The organism is Streptomyces sp. NPDC018693, assembly GCF_044391385.1.
GTDB lineage: Bacteria > Actinomycetota > Actinomycetes > Streptomycetales > Streptomycetaceae > Streptomyces.
Genome location: NZ_JBIRZZ010000002.1, coordinates 357667 through 371133, shown reverse-complemented (window position 1 = coordinate 371133; position 13467 = coordinate 357667). Strand labels below are relative to the sequence as shown.

Sequence of the window (13467 nt, the reverse complement as noted above, 5' to 3'; positions counted from 1 at the left end):
GGCTCAGACGGGGTCGACGTGCAGCGACACCCGCTCCACGGCGTGCTTCGCCGCGAGGTCCAGGTCGGCGTCCAGCGGCGCGTCGACGACCACCGAGACCGAGCGGTGGCCGGAGTGCATCTGCGGCCCGAGCACATCGCCGGGCAGCCGGCCCACGAGGACGCCGCGCGTGCCGGGCTCGGCGTCCGCGGCGACCGGGGTCATCAGCGGCCAGCGGTCGTCACGCGACGGCCAGGACACCTCCGCGCCGTCCGCGGAGACGCCCCGCAGCACGCCGTAGGGGTGGTCGACGAACTGCTGGCGGGCGCGGCGCCGGGGCGCCGGGTAGCGGGCCGGGACGCCGAGGGCGAGGTCGAGCATCACGGGCTCGACCGGCTCGCCGGTGGCCAGCTCCCACAGGAACGTGATGGCGTCGCCCGGCAGCCGGGCGGCGATCTCCATCAGGACCACTCCGTCGGGCGTGAGCCGGTACTCGCCGTGGGTGATGCCGTCGCGCACCCCGACCCGGCGCAGGATCTCGGCGTTGGCCTCGATCAGCGCCGCCTCGTCCTCGGGGCTGACGAGCGCCGGGCTGGTGTGGGACAGCTCGGTGAAGAAGGGGCCCTCGTCCTCGTTGGTCTCCTTGCCGGTGACCCCCGACCACAGCACCTCGCCGTTCTGCACGAGCGCCTCGACGGAGAACTCGGCGCCGCGCACCCGGCTCTCCACCAGCGAGATCTCGTCGTCACCGAACTCGGCGAGCGCGGCGGTCAGTTGGTCCTGGTCGGCGACCTCGGTGACACCGGAGCTGTAGAACCGCCCGGCCGGCTTGACCACCGCCGGGAAGTCCCCGTCGGGCAGCGTGAAGGAGGCCCGCTCCGCGACCGGCACGACCTGCCAGCGCGGCGAGAACTCGGGTACGGCGGTGCGCTGGAGCAGCTTGTTGCGGCAGATCACCGCGGCCGCCGACCCGGAGCCGGGCAGCCCCAGGCAGTCGGCGAGCACACCGACCGGTTCGACGAAGACCTCGCCGACGGAGATGACCCCGCGCACGTCGTAGCGCCGCAGCAGCGGCTGTACGGCGGGCAGCACGGACGCGATCCTCGCGTCGGCGACCTGTACGACCTCGCCGAGCCCGTGCAGGGAGTGCGCCGGGTCGGACCGTACGGCGTCCAGCCGGGCCAGGTCGGTGTCCTTCGACACCACGGCGAGCGGGACGAGATCGCGGGCGAGCGTCTCCTGGACGAGTCGGCCCTGCCGGGCCAGGACGACCAGATCGCCCATGAACAGGACGGCCTGGGGCCGGTCCGGGGCGCTGGGGGAGCTGTCGCGGGACACGGGTGGGGACCCCTTCCGGATGATTTCGGGCATGACGGGACTCAGCGGTGGCGCGGAATGGTTCGGGTGGTTCAGCAGAAGGGCGCGAAGAGTTCACGCTCCAGCGCCTTCGAGACAGCCGGCGAGATCGCGGCCAGCTCCTCGGTACGGGCCGCGTTGTACGCGCGGACCTGCTCCCCGTGCCCGGCCAGGACGCTGTCCTCGCTCAGGTCGAGCAGCCACAGCGGCCGCAGCCGCGCCCCGCGCAGCGCCTTGGCGTCGGGCGACTCGATGCCGGGGTGGATCCAGCGCAGCCCGGCGTCGGCCGCGAGGCGCACCGAGGCGTAGTAGACGAGGTTGAAGTACTCGGCGGCGCCGCGCACCAGCCGCTCGTAGTCGAAGCCGACCGCGCGCACGTACAGGGTGTCGCCGTGGACGTAGAACAGGCTGAAGCCGACCGGGGGTTCGCCGGGGCGGGCGCAGAACAGCACCTCGGCCTTCGGCCCCATCGCGGCGGCCTGGCGGCGGAACGACTCGGTGAGGACACCGAGGTCGTACGGGTGGCCGTAGCGCTTCTGGGTGGCGGCCAGCAGCCCGGCCGCCTCCTCGTAGCTGTCGGCGAGCGGCACCCGGGTGATCTCGTAGCCGGCCGCGGCGAACGCCTTGACCTCCTGCTTCACCGAGTCCCGGCGGCCCTTCGACGGCAGGGTGCGCAGCCACGCCTCCCAGCCGCCCTCCGGCACGCTCACCCAGGCGTCCGTGGTGAGCAGCACCGGCACCGCACCGGCCCCGGCCGCGCACAACGCGAGCGCGTCCTCGGTGGCCAGGAAGGCCGCGACGCTCGGCGCCGGCCGCCCGGGCGCCGCCTCCGGCAGCAGCTCGCTGCCGGGCAGCCGCGCCGCCAGCGCCCGTACGGCGTCCAGCAGGCCCGGCGCCGCCTTGTCGGCGTCGATGCCGTCCCGGGTGAGCAGGCTGGTGCGGTAGCCGCGCCGCTGTCCGACCAGCAGCCCCGACGGGTCGGGGGAGGGCAGGCCGCGGGCGGTGAGCTGGGTGTGCCACTGGTAGAAGGAGTTGGGCTCCTCGGTCACCGCGGTGACCGGCACCGCTCCGTCCTCGGTGCGGACCGTGCCGGTGGCCGTCCGGCCGCCGATGTCGGTGGCGCAGAAGCGGAGCCAGTCGGCGGACGAGTAGAGCCGGCCGGCGGCCAGGGACTCCCAGGCGTCCGGGGAGATTCCGCCGAGGTGGTCGCGGAATTCAGGAAAGCCGGTCATTCTCGCTTCTTCTCGTCGGAGTTCACGTCGGGGTTCGCGTCGGGGTTCACGTCGGAGGGAAGGCAGAAGAGGGGTGTTTCCCCTCCACATGTCGTCGTGCGATTCGGCGTGAGGTGCGGCGAATTCAAGAGGATTCACGGCTGTTTCCTTCCTGCCTCTCTCACTCTGCCGAATTCGGGCCGCCCGCACCACGTTCGGCCGCACAAGGTGTCAAGTCGGTGAGAGGGCCACCGCCGTGCAGCCAGGCCAGCCTGTCGTGCAGGTCCGTCTCGGTCAGCGAGGACAGCAGGGCGTTGCGCTCCACGCGCGCGTGACCGGCCGCGTGGTACACCTGCCGGCCCATCTCGCGGGCCACCAGCTGGACGCGGGCGGTGCGTTCGCGGCGCAGGGCGCCGTACTTCTCCAGGCGCTGCTCGTAGTCGGCGGGGCAGCCGTCGAGCAGCCCGCTGAGCAGCACCGCGTCCTCCACGGCCTGGCAGGCGCCCTGGGCGGCGTACTGGAGCATGGGGTGTGCGGCGTCGCCGAGGAGGGTGACGCGGCCGTCGGTCCAGCGGTCCACGGGGTCGCGGTCGCACAGCACCCATGCCTTCCAGTCCCGGCCCAGCTCCAGCAGCCGGCGCGCGGCGCCGGAGAGGTGCGGGAAGGAGGCGAGGACGTCGGCATGGTCGGCCGGGACCCCGGCGACGGCCTGGGTCGCGCCGTCGTCACGGGTGGCCGCGAGGTTCAGGTGACCACCCCCGGCGATCGGGTAGTGCACGAAGTGCCACTTGGGGCCGGCCCACAGGGTGACGGCGTTCCAGCGCAGTTCCTCGGGCACCTCCTCCATGGGAATCACGGCCCGGTAGATGGTGTGCCCGGACACGCGGGGCGCGCCGTCGCCGACGAGCTGGGCGCGGATCGCGGAGTGCAGCCCGTCGGCACCGATCAGGGCGTCGCCGGTGACGCGCGCGCCGTCCGCCAGCACGGCCGAGACCCGGCCCGCCCGCTGCTCGTAGCCGACGACGTGCTGCCGGCCGCGCAGTTCGATCGCCGGGTGGCGGCGGCACGCCTCCAGCAGCGGTACGTACAGGTCGACGCGGTGGACGACGGCGTACGGGTTGCCGAAGCGCTCGCGGTAGGCGCCGGTGAGCGGCAGGGCGGCGACGCGTTCGCCGGTGGTGCCGTCCATGAAGCGCAGTTCGTCGACGAGCACGGCGCGGTCGCGGACCTCCTGGCCGACGCCGAGCCGGTCGAGTGCGGCGAAGGCGTTCGGGCCGAGCTGGATGCCGGCGCCGACCTCGGTGAAGATCTCGCGGCGTTCCAGCACCGTGATCCGGTGTCCGCGCCGGGCGAGACCGAGCGCCGCGGCCAGTCCGCCGATGCCGCCGCCGGCGATGAGTATGTCGGCCATCGTGTCTCACGTCCCTCTCGTGTTCGTGGTCGGTCACCCGGATGTCTTGCGGTCGAGCACCAGGTCGTGGCCGACGATGTAGGCGGCCGCGGCGGACGAGAGCCATACGACGGTGTCGGCGATCTCCTCCGCGCTGGCGCCCCGGCCCAGCGGGCAGGGACTGACCGCGTTGATGCGGATGCCCTTCGCGGCGTACTCGCGGGCCGCGGTGCGGGTCAGCGCGCTGACGGCGGCGGTGGACGCGGCGTAGGCGCCGAGGCCGGGCAGCATGCCCTGGACACCGATGTTGCTGGCGGTGTTGACGATGACGCCGCCGCCCGCCTTCTCCATGTGCGCGATCTCGTGCTTCATGGCCCGCCAGACACCGGTCAGGTTGGCCGCCAGGGTCTGCCCCCAGACGTCCTCGCGGATGTCGGCGACCGGCTGCCGTGCGCCGCGCTCGGTGATGTTGTTGAAGGCGACGTCGAGAGCCCCGTGCCGCCCCACCGTCTCGGCGACCGCGTGGCCGGCACCATCGGCGTCCGACAGATCCGCCACCAGGGCATCCGCCGTTCCACCCGCCGCACGGACCAGCTCCACCGTCTCGCCGAGCGGCCCACCGTCCCGCCCGACGACCACGACCCGGGCACCGCCCCGCGCATACGCGACGGACGCGGCGCGGCCGATGCCCTCACCTCCCCCGGTGACGAGGACGACCTGGCCGTCAAACCGAACAGACATCGGCTCTCCTGAATCTCGACTCGTGACTCTCGACCGTCTCGGCTGGTTGTTCCTTTTCGGGCGGATGAAAAAGGCCCGCGGTCACCTTGAGGGAATTCGAGCGGGCGGCGGCAGCGCGGGGGCGGAATTCCGTCAGGTCCCGCACGGCGTCCGTCGATCTCCGTCAGGTTTCCCGCACACGTGACGAATGACGACGCATTCCCTCGCCGGCCTCGAAAGCCGGTCCCACACTGCGGTGATGCTCACGCTCTCGTGGACCCGTGTCGTCGCCCGGGCCGGCACCGACCCCGCCCGGGTGCGCGCACGCCTGTGGCAGGCCCTCCTGCACAAGGCGGAACAGCCGCTGGACTACGTCCCCGCGATCACCCGGGTCCGCGTCATGGAGCGTTACGAGGACGGCTTCCTACGCGAGATCCACCGCGGCGACCGCCTGTTCCTCCAGCGGGTCACCCCCGACGAGCCCACCGGGACGATCACCTTCCGCCACCTCAACACCCCGGACATCGCCGCGATCCGAAACGAACTCCGCGAGACCCCGACGGGCCACTTCACCCTGACCCTCACCCTGACCCTCACAGACGCCCACCCCACCGAAGTCAGCTACTGGAAGCGGGAGTTCAGCGAAACCCTCGACGCGGTGGCGGCGACCCTGCGAGCGGATCTGAGCACCCCGGGACGCCCACCCGCCACCAGCGATGACTTTCCTCCGGAGCAGGAGTCTCCTTCGCGAAGACTGGTGAGAGACGAGGAGACCTTCCCCAATGACTGATCCGGAGCTGACAGCACACCGCGGCCGCGGGAGTGACATCTGGCCCTTGATCCGCGCTGAGCGAGCGGCGCTGGCGGCCGACCTCGAAGACCTGACCGACGAGCAGTGGACAACCCCGTCGCTGTGCACCGGTTTGACGGTGCGCGAGGTGCTGGCACACCTCACCGCGGCGGCGAGCCTCAACGCCGTGCGCTGGCTGGCGGGGGTGATCCGCTGCCGGTTCGACTTCGACAAGCAGGTGGCCGTGCGGCTGGCCGAGCAGCTGGGCGCGACTCCGGCCGAGACTCTTCAGCGATTCCGGCGCATCGTCCCGAGCACGACCAAGCCTCCCTTGCCTGCCATCGCCATGCTGGGCGAGACGCTCGTGCACGGAGAAGACATCCGCCGCCCACTGGGCATCCGTCACGACCACCCGATCGACGTCGTCACCCAGGTGGCCGAGTACTACCAGGGCTCAGACCTCGTGGTCGTCGCCAAGGGACGTATCGGCGGCCTGAGACTCACCGCGGACGACGGCCCTTTCACGACCGGTTCCGGGCCTGTGGTGTCCGGCCCCACCATGGCCCTGGTAATGGCCATGACCGGACGCGCGACGTACTGCGACGACCTCGAAGGCGACGGTGTGGAACTCCTCCGCAGCCGCTGCGGGACAGCGTGACACACAGCCGTCGGCGAGGGAATGCAGGGGCAGACTGTCCGGCGGCCCCTCACTCCGACGCCGGGCCGAACACACGGATCAGGTGGTGGCCTTGGGAAGGACGGCCTTGATCGCGGCCGACTGCCGACCAGGCACCCGCTGGCGGCGCCTGAGCACCGGCATGAGGTCCGTGGCCGGGGCCGACGGGGAAGCGACAACCGCCCTGATCTTGCCGCATGGTGCCGCGCAGTGGTGGTGCCGTGCACCTCAGGCCGGGGGGTTCGTCCAGGTCCAGCCCCGCAGGCTCGGGTCGGTGAGGGTCCGGGCGAAGACGGCGTGCGCGGCCTCGTCGGTGGTCCCGGGCGGCGGGGTCAGCCGCAGGGACACCGTCCCGTCGGGGAACTCGGGCGCGTAGGTCCACCCCGGTGGCAGTAACGAGATCAGCCGCACCGCCGCCAGCTCCGGAGCCGATCCCTCGGGTCCACGGCCGTCGGGGGCGATGACGAAGTGGTACGTCGTGGTGGTGGTCATCGGGGACTCCTTGCAGGTCATCGGGGGCTCGGCGCGAGGAACGGCAGGCCGGGGCCGGTGTCGCCCAGCGCGGCCTCCACCGCGAGGAGGACGCCGGCCGTACCGGTCGCCAGGTCCGCGGACAGGCGCAAGGTGTGGTCGCCGAAGAAGGCCAGGTGGCCGTCGCAGCGCACCGCGTGCCAGCCGAGGGCGTCCAGGTGGCGCCGGACGGCCCGGTCGGTGGCGGCGGAGCCGTCGTGCAGGTGGCGCAGGGCCAGCAGGGTTCCGGCCCGGCCGTGGAAGAGTCCGGCGTTCAGCATGAAGGACGGGTCGGCCTGCTCGCGCAGCGCGTCCCTGGCCCGGGTGAACTCCGGGTCGGGCAGCCGGCGCGCCACCTCGTGGAGTGCCATGCCCAGGCCGGCGCCGCCGAAGGCCAGGAACGGCACCTTCCAGGGGGCGTCCTCGGAGCCGGCGGTCTCACGGCCCTCGGACCAGCCCGCCTCCGCGAGGTCGTGCCGCACCAACTCACCGGCCAGGTGGAGGTACTTGGCGTCGTCGGTGGCTTCGTACAGCCGGAGCATCAGCAGCGCCCCGCCCGAATGGCCGCGCAGCAGGCCGGGCCGTGGGCGGCCCGCGACCCCGCCCGGTGCCTGGTCGGCGAGGAGGGCGGCGATCCGGGTGGCCTCGTCGGTGTCGCCGAAGTGGAGGTGGGTCAGGCCGATGCCGGCCAGCCCCCCGAAGAGGCTGTGGTCGACGCCCTCCAGCGGGGCCCGGCGGACCCGCTCCAGTACGGCGGCGGCTTCCCCGGTCCGGCCCAGCCGGTCCAGGGCGTAGGCGACGCCGCTCAGCCCGTCGTAGAAGCCGGGGCCCATGTCGGTGACGCGGGCGGTGGCGTCCGTCAGCCAGGTCAGGTGCTCGTCGGCCGGGGCGAGGCCCAGCTCGGCGAGCGTCCACAGCACGCCGGCCGCGCCGAAGGCGAAGGTGGCGCCGCCGCCGGGCACGGAGAACTGCTCGATGTCGCCGGGGAAGAGACGGTCCTCGCGGTGCGGGGTGGCGCTGTCGAGCAGGTCCTCGGCGAGGGTGGTCCGCAGCGCGGGCCAGGTGCCGGCCGTGGGCGCGGTCCACAGGGGCCTCGGGTCGGTGTCGGGGAGCTGCCCGGGGTGCGGGTCGGTGCCGAGGTCGTCGAGAATCCGTTCGGCGAAGCCGGCGGGCACCGGGAAGTGCTCGGTGACCAGGCCGATGAGCTGGTCCAGCTTGGCCCGGGACCAGGTGGCCATGACCGTCAGCGGCAGGAACACGCCGAGCCGGACGCAGCCGAGGGCGTACCGGTCGACGGCGGTCCCCTGGTAGCCGGCGGGGGCGCGGAAGCCGGGGGCCCCGATGGCCTGCGCGGACCGCGCGTCGGCCGGGGTCGCGGTCTCCAGGTCGATGAAGGAGATGGTGTCGTCGGGGCGGACCAGGATGTTGTTGGGGTGCAGGTCGCCGAAGACGACGCCCTTGGCGTGCATGGCCTCGACGCCCCGCTCGACCTGGTCGATGATCTTCAGGGCCCACTCCGTGTACGCGGCGTACGCGCCGTCGGTGCGGTCGTCGTTGACGAGCGGGTTGCGGCTGAGGAGGACCCGGGCGAGCGGCTTGCCGTCCACGTACTCGCGGGCCAGGAACCAGTGCTCGTTGCCCTTGCGGTAGTCCACGACCGACGGGATGCAGTCCAGGCCGGCGAGCTTGTCCAGCGCCCAGTGCTCGCGCTCCAGCCGGGCCACGGCGTCGGCGCCCTCCTCGTCGAGCCCGGCCAGCGGGCGGGCCTCCTTCAGCAGGACCCGGCCGCCGGTGCGGGTGTCGGTGGCCTCGTAGACGCCGCCGCCGTTGGAGAAGTGCAGGGCTTTGGTGGCGCGGAACGGGAAACCCTGAAGAGTCCCGGCGTTGCGGGCGGCGAGGGCCTCGCCGAGGAAGGCGGGCAGCGACACCCAGGACGGCGGCCGGAAGGACGGGCCGCGCACGTCGGGCACCAGTCGGCCTTCGGGATCCTCGATGCAGTGCACCAGCTCGCCGGTCTCCGAGCGGCCCAGCCGGGAGACGAAGCCGCCGTAGCGGACGTACAGCGGGCCGGAGCGCCAGCGCAGGTCACTGAGGATGGTGGGCCCGCGCTCGCCGTCGAGGACGTCGCCGAGGCCGCGCAGGATCCGCTCCAGCTGCGCCTCGTCAGTGGGGTAGACGGTGACGAACTTGCCGCTGCTGCCGCGGTCGCCGTACTTGCTGTTGCGCATCTTGAGGATGCCGGCGCTGCGGATGAACTTGAAGGTGACCCGCTCGGCGACGCAGTGGTCCCAGACCAGGCCGAGGACGCGTTCGGCGTTGTCGAGGGTGGCCGACACGTGGATCTTCCAGCCCTGCCCCGGCAGCCGTGTGTCGGGCGGGGTCATCAGCAGCCAGTGCGTGTTGTCGGTGCGGGTCCAGCCCTCGGGGAGGGGGCCGGTCACCGCCGGGAAGACGCCGGCGTCGGCGGCGGCAGCGGTGGCCGGTACGTCGTAGAACGGATTGCCCGGCTGGCAGTAGTTCAGGTAGCGAAGATCCATGGTGCTCTCCGTTCGTGACGGGGCGGGAAGACGGGAGGCGGCGGCCTACCGGCGCCAGAGCGGGGCGACGTACTTCGTGTACAGCCACTCGCCCAGCGGGAGTTCGCCGAGGTCCACCTGCGCCGCTCCGACGCGGTCGGCCGGGGCCTGGTCCACCGTCAGCGGCAGGCTGACGACGGGCAGTTCCAGCGGGGTGGAGGACACCGGCAGGAAGGCCGACAGGGGTGCGGTCGTCTCGGTGCGGGTCAGCGCGGCGACGCTCGCGGTGCCGGTCTGCTCGCGGGTCATCAGCCCGGTCCGGTAGAGGCGGACCGCGGAGTCCGGGCGGATGTCGGAGAGGTCGGCGGAGCTCGGCAGGACGAGCTCCACGCGGCCCCGGTCCTGGGCGACGTACCCGGCGGCGATGGTGTGCGGCAGCTTGACGAAGACCAGCGCGGCTGCGGCCGCCGCGGTGAGCAGCGCGGTCGCGGTGACCGTACGCCACAGCGGCGCTCCGGCGGCGCGGCCCTGGGCGACGAGGCGGCTGTAGCCGAGGCCGAGGCGGTACAGCAGGTAGCAGACGGCCATCAGCACGGTGCCGGTGCCGACGGCGCCGAGCCGCTGGAACAGGTCGGACCACAGGGTCAGGGCACCGGCGACGATGTAGAGGGGGAAGGCCATGCAGGCCAGCCCGAAGGCCACCGCCCAGGCGTGGCCGTCGAGTTCGCGGGTGCGGTCGCGGCCGCCGAAGAGGAGTCCGGCGAGGAAGCGGCGGGCGTCGGTCATGGCCCGGTCGCGCAGGTGCGGGACGTCGAGGTGGCTCATGAGGGCGATGTAGCCGTCGAGCTTCACGAACGGCAGCAGGTTGACGACGCCGCTGGTGTAGGTGGCGACGGCGAAGACGAGGACGGCGTCACGGAGGTCCGAGGGACCGAGGAACAGGGCGGTCAGGGCGGCCGCCCCGGCGATCACGGTCTGGGTGGCGATGCCGGCGAGGGCGACCCGGACGCGCTGTTCCTTGCGGGAGAGCCGCCAGCCGTCGGAGACGTCGCAGAAGAAGGCGGGCGACATGTAGAAGAGCATGAAGCCCATGCGGCTGGGCCGTCCGCCGTAGTACGTGAGAACCGCGCCGTGGCCGACCTCGTGGACGGCGGTGGTGGCGAGCACCCCGAACAGGACGCCGAAGTAGGCGAGGAAGGGGAGCGGTCGGCCGAGGGCCGCGTCCAACTCGGGGGCCATCGCGGCCAGGGCGAGGACGCCGCCGAGGACGAACAGGGCGGCGACGGCGGCCGAGGCGCGTCCGGCGAGCAGCCGGATGAGGGGCGCGAGGCGGGTCAGGAGCCGCTCGGGGCGCAGAAGCGTGAACTGGAGGGTCATCGGGGGGACGAAGCGGAACCAGGTGCTTCGGCGTTCGGCGGGCTTGCCGTCGTCGAGGACCCTGGTCTCGGCGAGCTTGCGCACGGCGGTGGCGACGTGCTGCGCGGTCCACGGCGGGCCGAGGACCTCGGCGAGGCCGCTGTGGTCGAGCCGGCCGTCCATCGCCCGGACCAGGCGCGCCATGTCGGGCTGGAGGCGGAAGTGCTGGTGGTTGCCGCGCTGGAGGACCCACGGGGCGCCGGCCTCGATGGGCTCGTGGATCTCCACGTTCGCGGCGATGCGCGGGCGCTCCAGGAGCGCGGGGTCCCAGTCGGCGACGGTGGTGGCCGGCTGCGTGGCCGGCTTGGCGAGCCGTTCGCCGACCGGTCCGGTGGCCGGCCGGGTGGCCGACTTCGCGACCGCCTTCCGGATGAGCGTCTTGGTGGACATGTCTCGATCACGCCTTAGATGACGTCGCGGGAGAGCAGCAGCTTGCGGGCGGCGGTCCCGGCGGCGGCGAGCCAGCCGGCGAGGACCAGGAGCGCCAGCGGTACGGAGAGCAGCTCGGGCTTGCCGTCGAGGTAGACGGAGCTCATCGCGATGGTGGGCAGGTAGGCGGCCGGCTTCGGGGCGATCTGCTGGAGGCCGGGCTCCACGAGGAGGGTGAGCGCGATGACGGTGACGACGGTGGCGAGCTGGCTGCGGATGATCCAGCCCAGGAGCGCGCCCCAGGGCGCGGCGAGCACGTTGACGGTGACCACACCGAGGACGATCCGGGTGGTGTGGCCGGTCCAGTCGGTGCTGTAGCCGAAGTGGCCGGGGATCGTGAAGGCACAGAGCACGGCGAGGCCGGCGGCGAGGAGGCCGTTGAGGAGGCCGACCGCGGCGGCGACGAGGGCCTTGGCGGACAGCAGCCGCAGCCGGCCGCCGCTGAGCAGGACCGAGCGGGCGATGGCGCCGGAGTGGTACTCGCGGGTGACGAGAATGCCACCGAACACGGCGGACATCAGGAAGGTCATCATCCACGCCTGGGCCATGTCGTCGGTGACGGCGGCGGTGGTGGTCCTGCCGAGGGTGACGGCCTCGTCGCCCTGCGAGGCGTAGCCGAAGCTGGTCAGCAGGGACATGAAGATCCCGGTGGCGGCGAGGATCAGCCAGGTGCGGCCGGTCCACGCCTTCATCCACTCGCCGGCGAGGACGTTACGCATAGGACGGCCTTTCGGTGCGCGCGGTGGTCTCGGTGTCCCCGTCCACCAGCGAGAAGAAGCGGTCTTCGAGGCGTACGGCGCCGTCGGAGGTGAGTTCCGCGAGGGAGCCGGAGAAGCGCAGGGTGCGCTGGATGACGACGACGTCGTCCACGGTCTGCTCGACCTCGGCGAGGAGGTGGCTGGAGACCAGGACGGTGCGGCCTTCGGCGGCCAGGGCGCGCAGGGTGTCGCGCAGCCACCGGATGCCGTCCGGGTCGAGGCCGTTGGCCGGCTCGTCCAGGATGAGCAGTTCGGGGTCGGCGAGCAGGGCGGTGGCGAGGGCCAGGCGCTGGCGCATGCCGGTGGAGTAGCCCTTGGCGGCGCGGTCGGCGCTGTCGGTGAGGCCGACGCGCTCCAGTACGTCGTCGACGCGGGAGGTGGAGACGCCGAGGGTGCGGGCCCAGATCCGCAGGTCGCGGCGGCCGGAGGCGCCGGGGGTGGGGCCGATGCCGTCCATGCAGACGCCGACGCGGCGGGCCGCGTCGGGGAGTTCGGTGTAGGGGTGGCCGAAGATCGTGGCGGTGCCGGAGGTGGGACGGACCAGGCCGAGCATCATGCGCAGGGTGGTGGACTTGCCGGCGCCGTTGCGGCCGAGCAGTCCGGTCACCCGGCCGGGGCGGACCTCGAAGGTCACGTCCTGCACAGCGGTGAGCGGGCCGAACTCCTTGGTGAGGCCCGAGGCGCGGACGACGCCGGCGGCGCTCATCGCTTGCTCGCGGCGATGTTGGCGCCGAGCTTGGCGGCGCAGCCGACCAGGCCGAGGCCGATGACCGTCATGACGACGATGAGCGCTACCCCGGAGAGCAGCGTGTTGGCGACGGCGAGTGCCAGCGCGAGCAGCGCGGCCGTCGTCCCCAGCTGACCGTTCGTGCCCTTGCGGGGGTTCCCCTTCGGCATGTTCGCTCCCTCTTCCTTCAGCTCTGTGCGTGTGGTGCGTGATCGGGTGCGGGGGCCCGTGGCGGTGGCCTGCGCTACCGCCACGGGACCAAGTCACCCTGCTGGACCGGGAGTCCGGCCCACTGTGATCGGGGCAGCCCGAGGCTACCGGTGCGATCAGGTGGCGAGCGTGGCGCTCGCGACGGCGATGCCACTGATGACGAGGCCCTGCTTGAAGCCGGACCAGAAGCCCGGGGCCTCCATGGCTTCCAGCTCCTGCATGCCCAGCTCCAGGTTCTCGGGGGTGATGTCCCGCTTCAGAACGTCCTGCATTGCTTTCTCCTGTTTCCGTGTGAGTCGATCAGAAGGCGCGGGGTGTACCGCCGGGTGCGGTACGGCCTTCTCAGGTGGCGATGACGGCCGCGGAGGCGACGTAGCTGCCGTAGCCGACCGCCGAGGCGACCACGACACCGGCGCTGACGCCGACGGCGGTCCACCAGCCCGGGGCCTCCATGGCTTCCAGCTCCTGCATGCCCAGCTCCAGGGCCGGGAAGGTGTCCATCGCGACGCTGTCCTGCATGAGACGTACTCCTGTTCCGTGTGGGTCGATCAGGGGTTGTGCGGGGCTTCACCGCCGGGTGCGGTACGGCCTTCTCAGGTGGCGATGAGGGCCGCGGAGGCGACGTAGCTGCCGTAGGCGGCCGCCGAGGCGACCACGACACCGGCGCTGACGCCGGCGGCGGTCCACCAGCCCGGGGCCTCCATGGCTTCCAGCTCCTGCATGCCCAGCTCCAGGGCCGGGAAGGTGTCCATCGCGACGCTGTCCTGCATGAGACGTAC

The 13467-nt window shown here is 72.6% G+C and carries 15 protein-coding genes; 2 read left to right on the top strand and 13 right to left on the bottom strand.

What is annotated here, in order from left to right; all coding sequences use genetic code 11:
- Nucleotides 1-3 precede the first annotated feature (3 nt).
- The 4 genes from ACH5AC_RS06025 to ACH5AC_RS06010 form a co-directional block, all read right to left on the bottom strand.
- Nucleotides 4-1317 (bottom strand): acetyl-CoA carboxylase biotin carboxylase subunit family protein, encoded by a 1314-nt coding sequence (locus tag ACH5AC_RS06025; protein WP_398860435.1) that lies wholly within the window; start codon nucleotides 1315-1317, stop codon nucleotides 4-6.
- 71 nt (nucleotides 1318-1388) lie between these two features.
- A complete protein-coding gene (locus tag ACH5AC_RS06020) occupies nucleotides 1389-2567 on the bottom strand; it encodes a GNAT family N-acetyltransferase (protein WP_398860434.1) in 1179 nt (392 codons plus the stop codon).
- Between the two features lie 160 nt (nucleotides 2568-2727).
- Nucleotides 2728-3957 (bottom strand): 3-hydroxybenzoate 6-monooxygenase, encoded by a 1230-nt coding sequence (locus ACH5AC_RS06015; RefSeq protein ID WP_398860433.1) that lies wholly within the window; start codon nucleotides 3955-3957, stop codon nucleotides 2728-2730.
- A gap of 33 nt (nucleotides 3958-3990) precedes the next feature.
- Nucleotides 3991-4677, bottom strand: a complete 687-nt coding sequence (locus ACH5AC_RS06010; RefSeq protein ID WP_398860432.1) for an SDR family NAD(P)-dependent oxidoreductase — start codon at nucleotides 4675-4677, stop codon at nucleotides 3991-3993.
- Between the two features lie 238 nt (nucleotides 4678-4915).
- Here ACH5AC_RS06010 and ACH5AC_RS06005 point away from each other — a divergent pair, with 238 nt between their 5' ends.
- Both ACH5AC_RS06005 and ACH5AC_RS06000 read left to right on the top strand, forming a co-directional pair.
- Nucleotides 4916-5446, top strand: a complete 531-nt coding sequence (locus ACH5AC_RS06005; protein ID WP_398860431.1) for an AtaL-like protein — start codon at nucleotides 4916-4918, stop codon at nucleotides 5444-5446.
- Nucleotides 5439-6104: a maleylpyruvate isomerase family mycothiol-dependent enzyme gene (locus tag ACH5AC_RS06000; protein ID WP_398860429.1), complete on the top strand. Its 666-nt coding sequence runs from the start codon at nucleotides 5439-5441 to the stop codon at nucleotides 6102-6104. The genes ACH5AC_RS06005 and ACH5AC_RS06000 overlap by 8 nt, the downstream gene beginning before the upstream one ends.
- Before the next feature lie 246 nt (nucleotides 6105-6350).
- Here ACH5AC_RS06000 and ACH5AC_RS05995 read toward each other — a convergent pair whose 3' ends face one another.
- The 9 genes from ACH5AC_RS05995 to ACH5AC_RS05955 form a co-directional block, all read right to left on the bottom strand.
- Nucleotides 6351-6614 carry a hypothetical protein gene (locus ACH5AC_RS05995; protein ID WP_398860427.1) on the bottom strand — a complete coding sequence of 88 codons (264 nt, stop codon included), beginning with the start codon at nucleotides 6612-6614 and terminating at the stop codon, nucleotides 6351-6353.
- Nucleotides 6615-6631: 17 nt separating this feature from the next.
- Nucleotides 6632-9169, bottom strand: coding sequence for a class III lanthionine synthetase LanKC (lanKC, locus tag ACH5AC_RS05990; RefSeq protein ID WP_398860426.1), 2538 nt, complete (start codon nucleotides 9167-9169; stop codon nucleotides 6632-6634).
- Nucleotides 9170-9214: 45 nt separating this feature from the next.
- Nucleotides 9215-10954, bottom strand: coding sequence for a daptide biosynthesis intramembrane metalloprotease (mpaP, locus tag ACH5AC_RS05985; protein ID WP_398860425.1), 1740 nt, complete (start codon nucleotides 10952-10954; stop codon nucleotides 9215-9217).
- Nucleotides 10955-10968: 14 nt separating this feature from the next.
- Complete coding sequence (locus ACH5AC_RS05980; RefSeq protein ID WP_398860424.1) at nucleotides 10969-11712, bottom strand: ABC transporter permease; 744 nt, start codon at nucleotides 11710-11712, stop codon at nucleotides 10969-10971.
- Nucleotides 11705-12457 carry an ABC transporter ATP-binding protein gene (locus ACH5AC_RS05975; protein ID WP_398860423.1) on the bottom strand — a complete coding sequence of 251 codons (753 nt, stop codon included), beginning with the start codon at nucleotides 12455-12457 and terminating at the stop codon, nucleotides 11705-11707. Before ACH5AC_RS05975 ends, ACH5AC_RS05980 begins: the two co-directional genes overlap by 8 nt.
- A complete protein-coding gene (locus ACH5AC_RS05970) occupies nucleotides 12454-12648 on the bottom strand; it encodes a hypothetical protein (protein ID WP_398860421.1) in 195 nt (64 codons plus the stop codon). The genes ACH5AC_RS05975 and ACH5AC_RS05970 overlap by 4 nt, the downstream gene beginning before the upstream one ends.
- Before the next feature lie 156 nt (nucleotides 12649-12804).
- The gene (locus ACH5AC_RS05965) at nucleotides 12805-12960 is read right to left on the bottom strand and encodes a daptide-type RiPP (protein WP_398860420.1); all 156 of its coding nucleotides are present in this window, start codon (nucleotides 12958-12960) and stop codon (nucleotides 12805-12807) included.
- Nucleotides 12961-13030: 70 nt separating this feature from the next.
- Nucleotides 13031-13207, bottom strand: a complete 177-nt coding sequence (locus ACH5AC_RS05960; protein WP_398860419.1) for a daptide-type RiPP — start codon at nucleotides 13205-13207, stop codon at nucleotides 13031-13033.
- A 74-nt stretch (nucleotides 13208-13281) separates the two neighbouring features.
- Nucleotides 13282-13467, bottom strand: a 186-nt coding sequence (locus tag ACH5AC_RS05955) for a daptide-type RiPP (RefSeq protein WP_398860418.1), incomplete at its 5' end; no start/stop codon positions are given.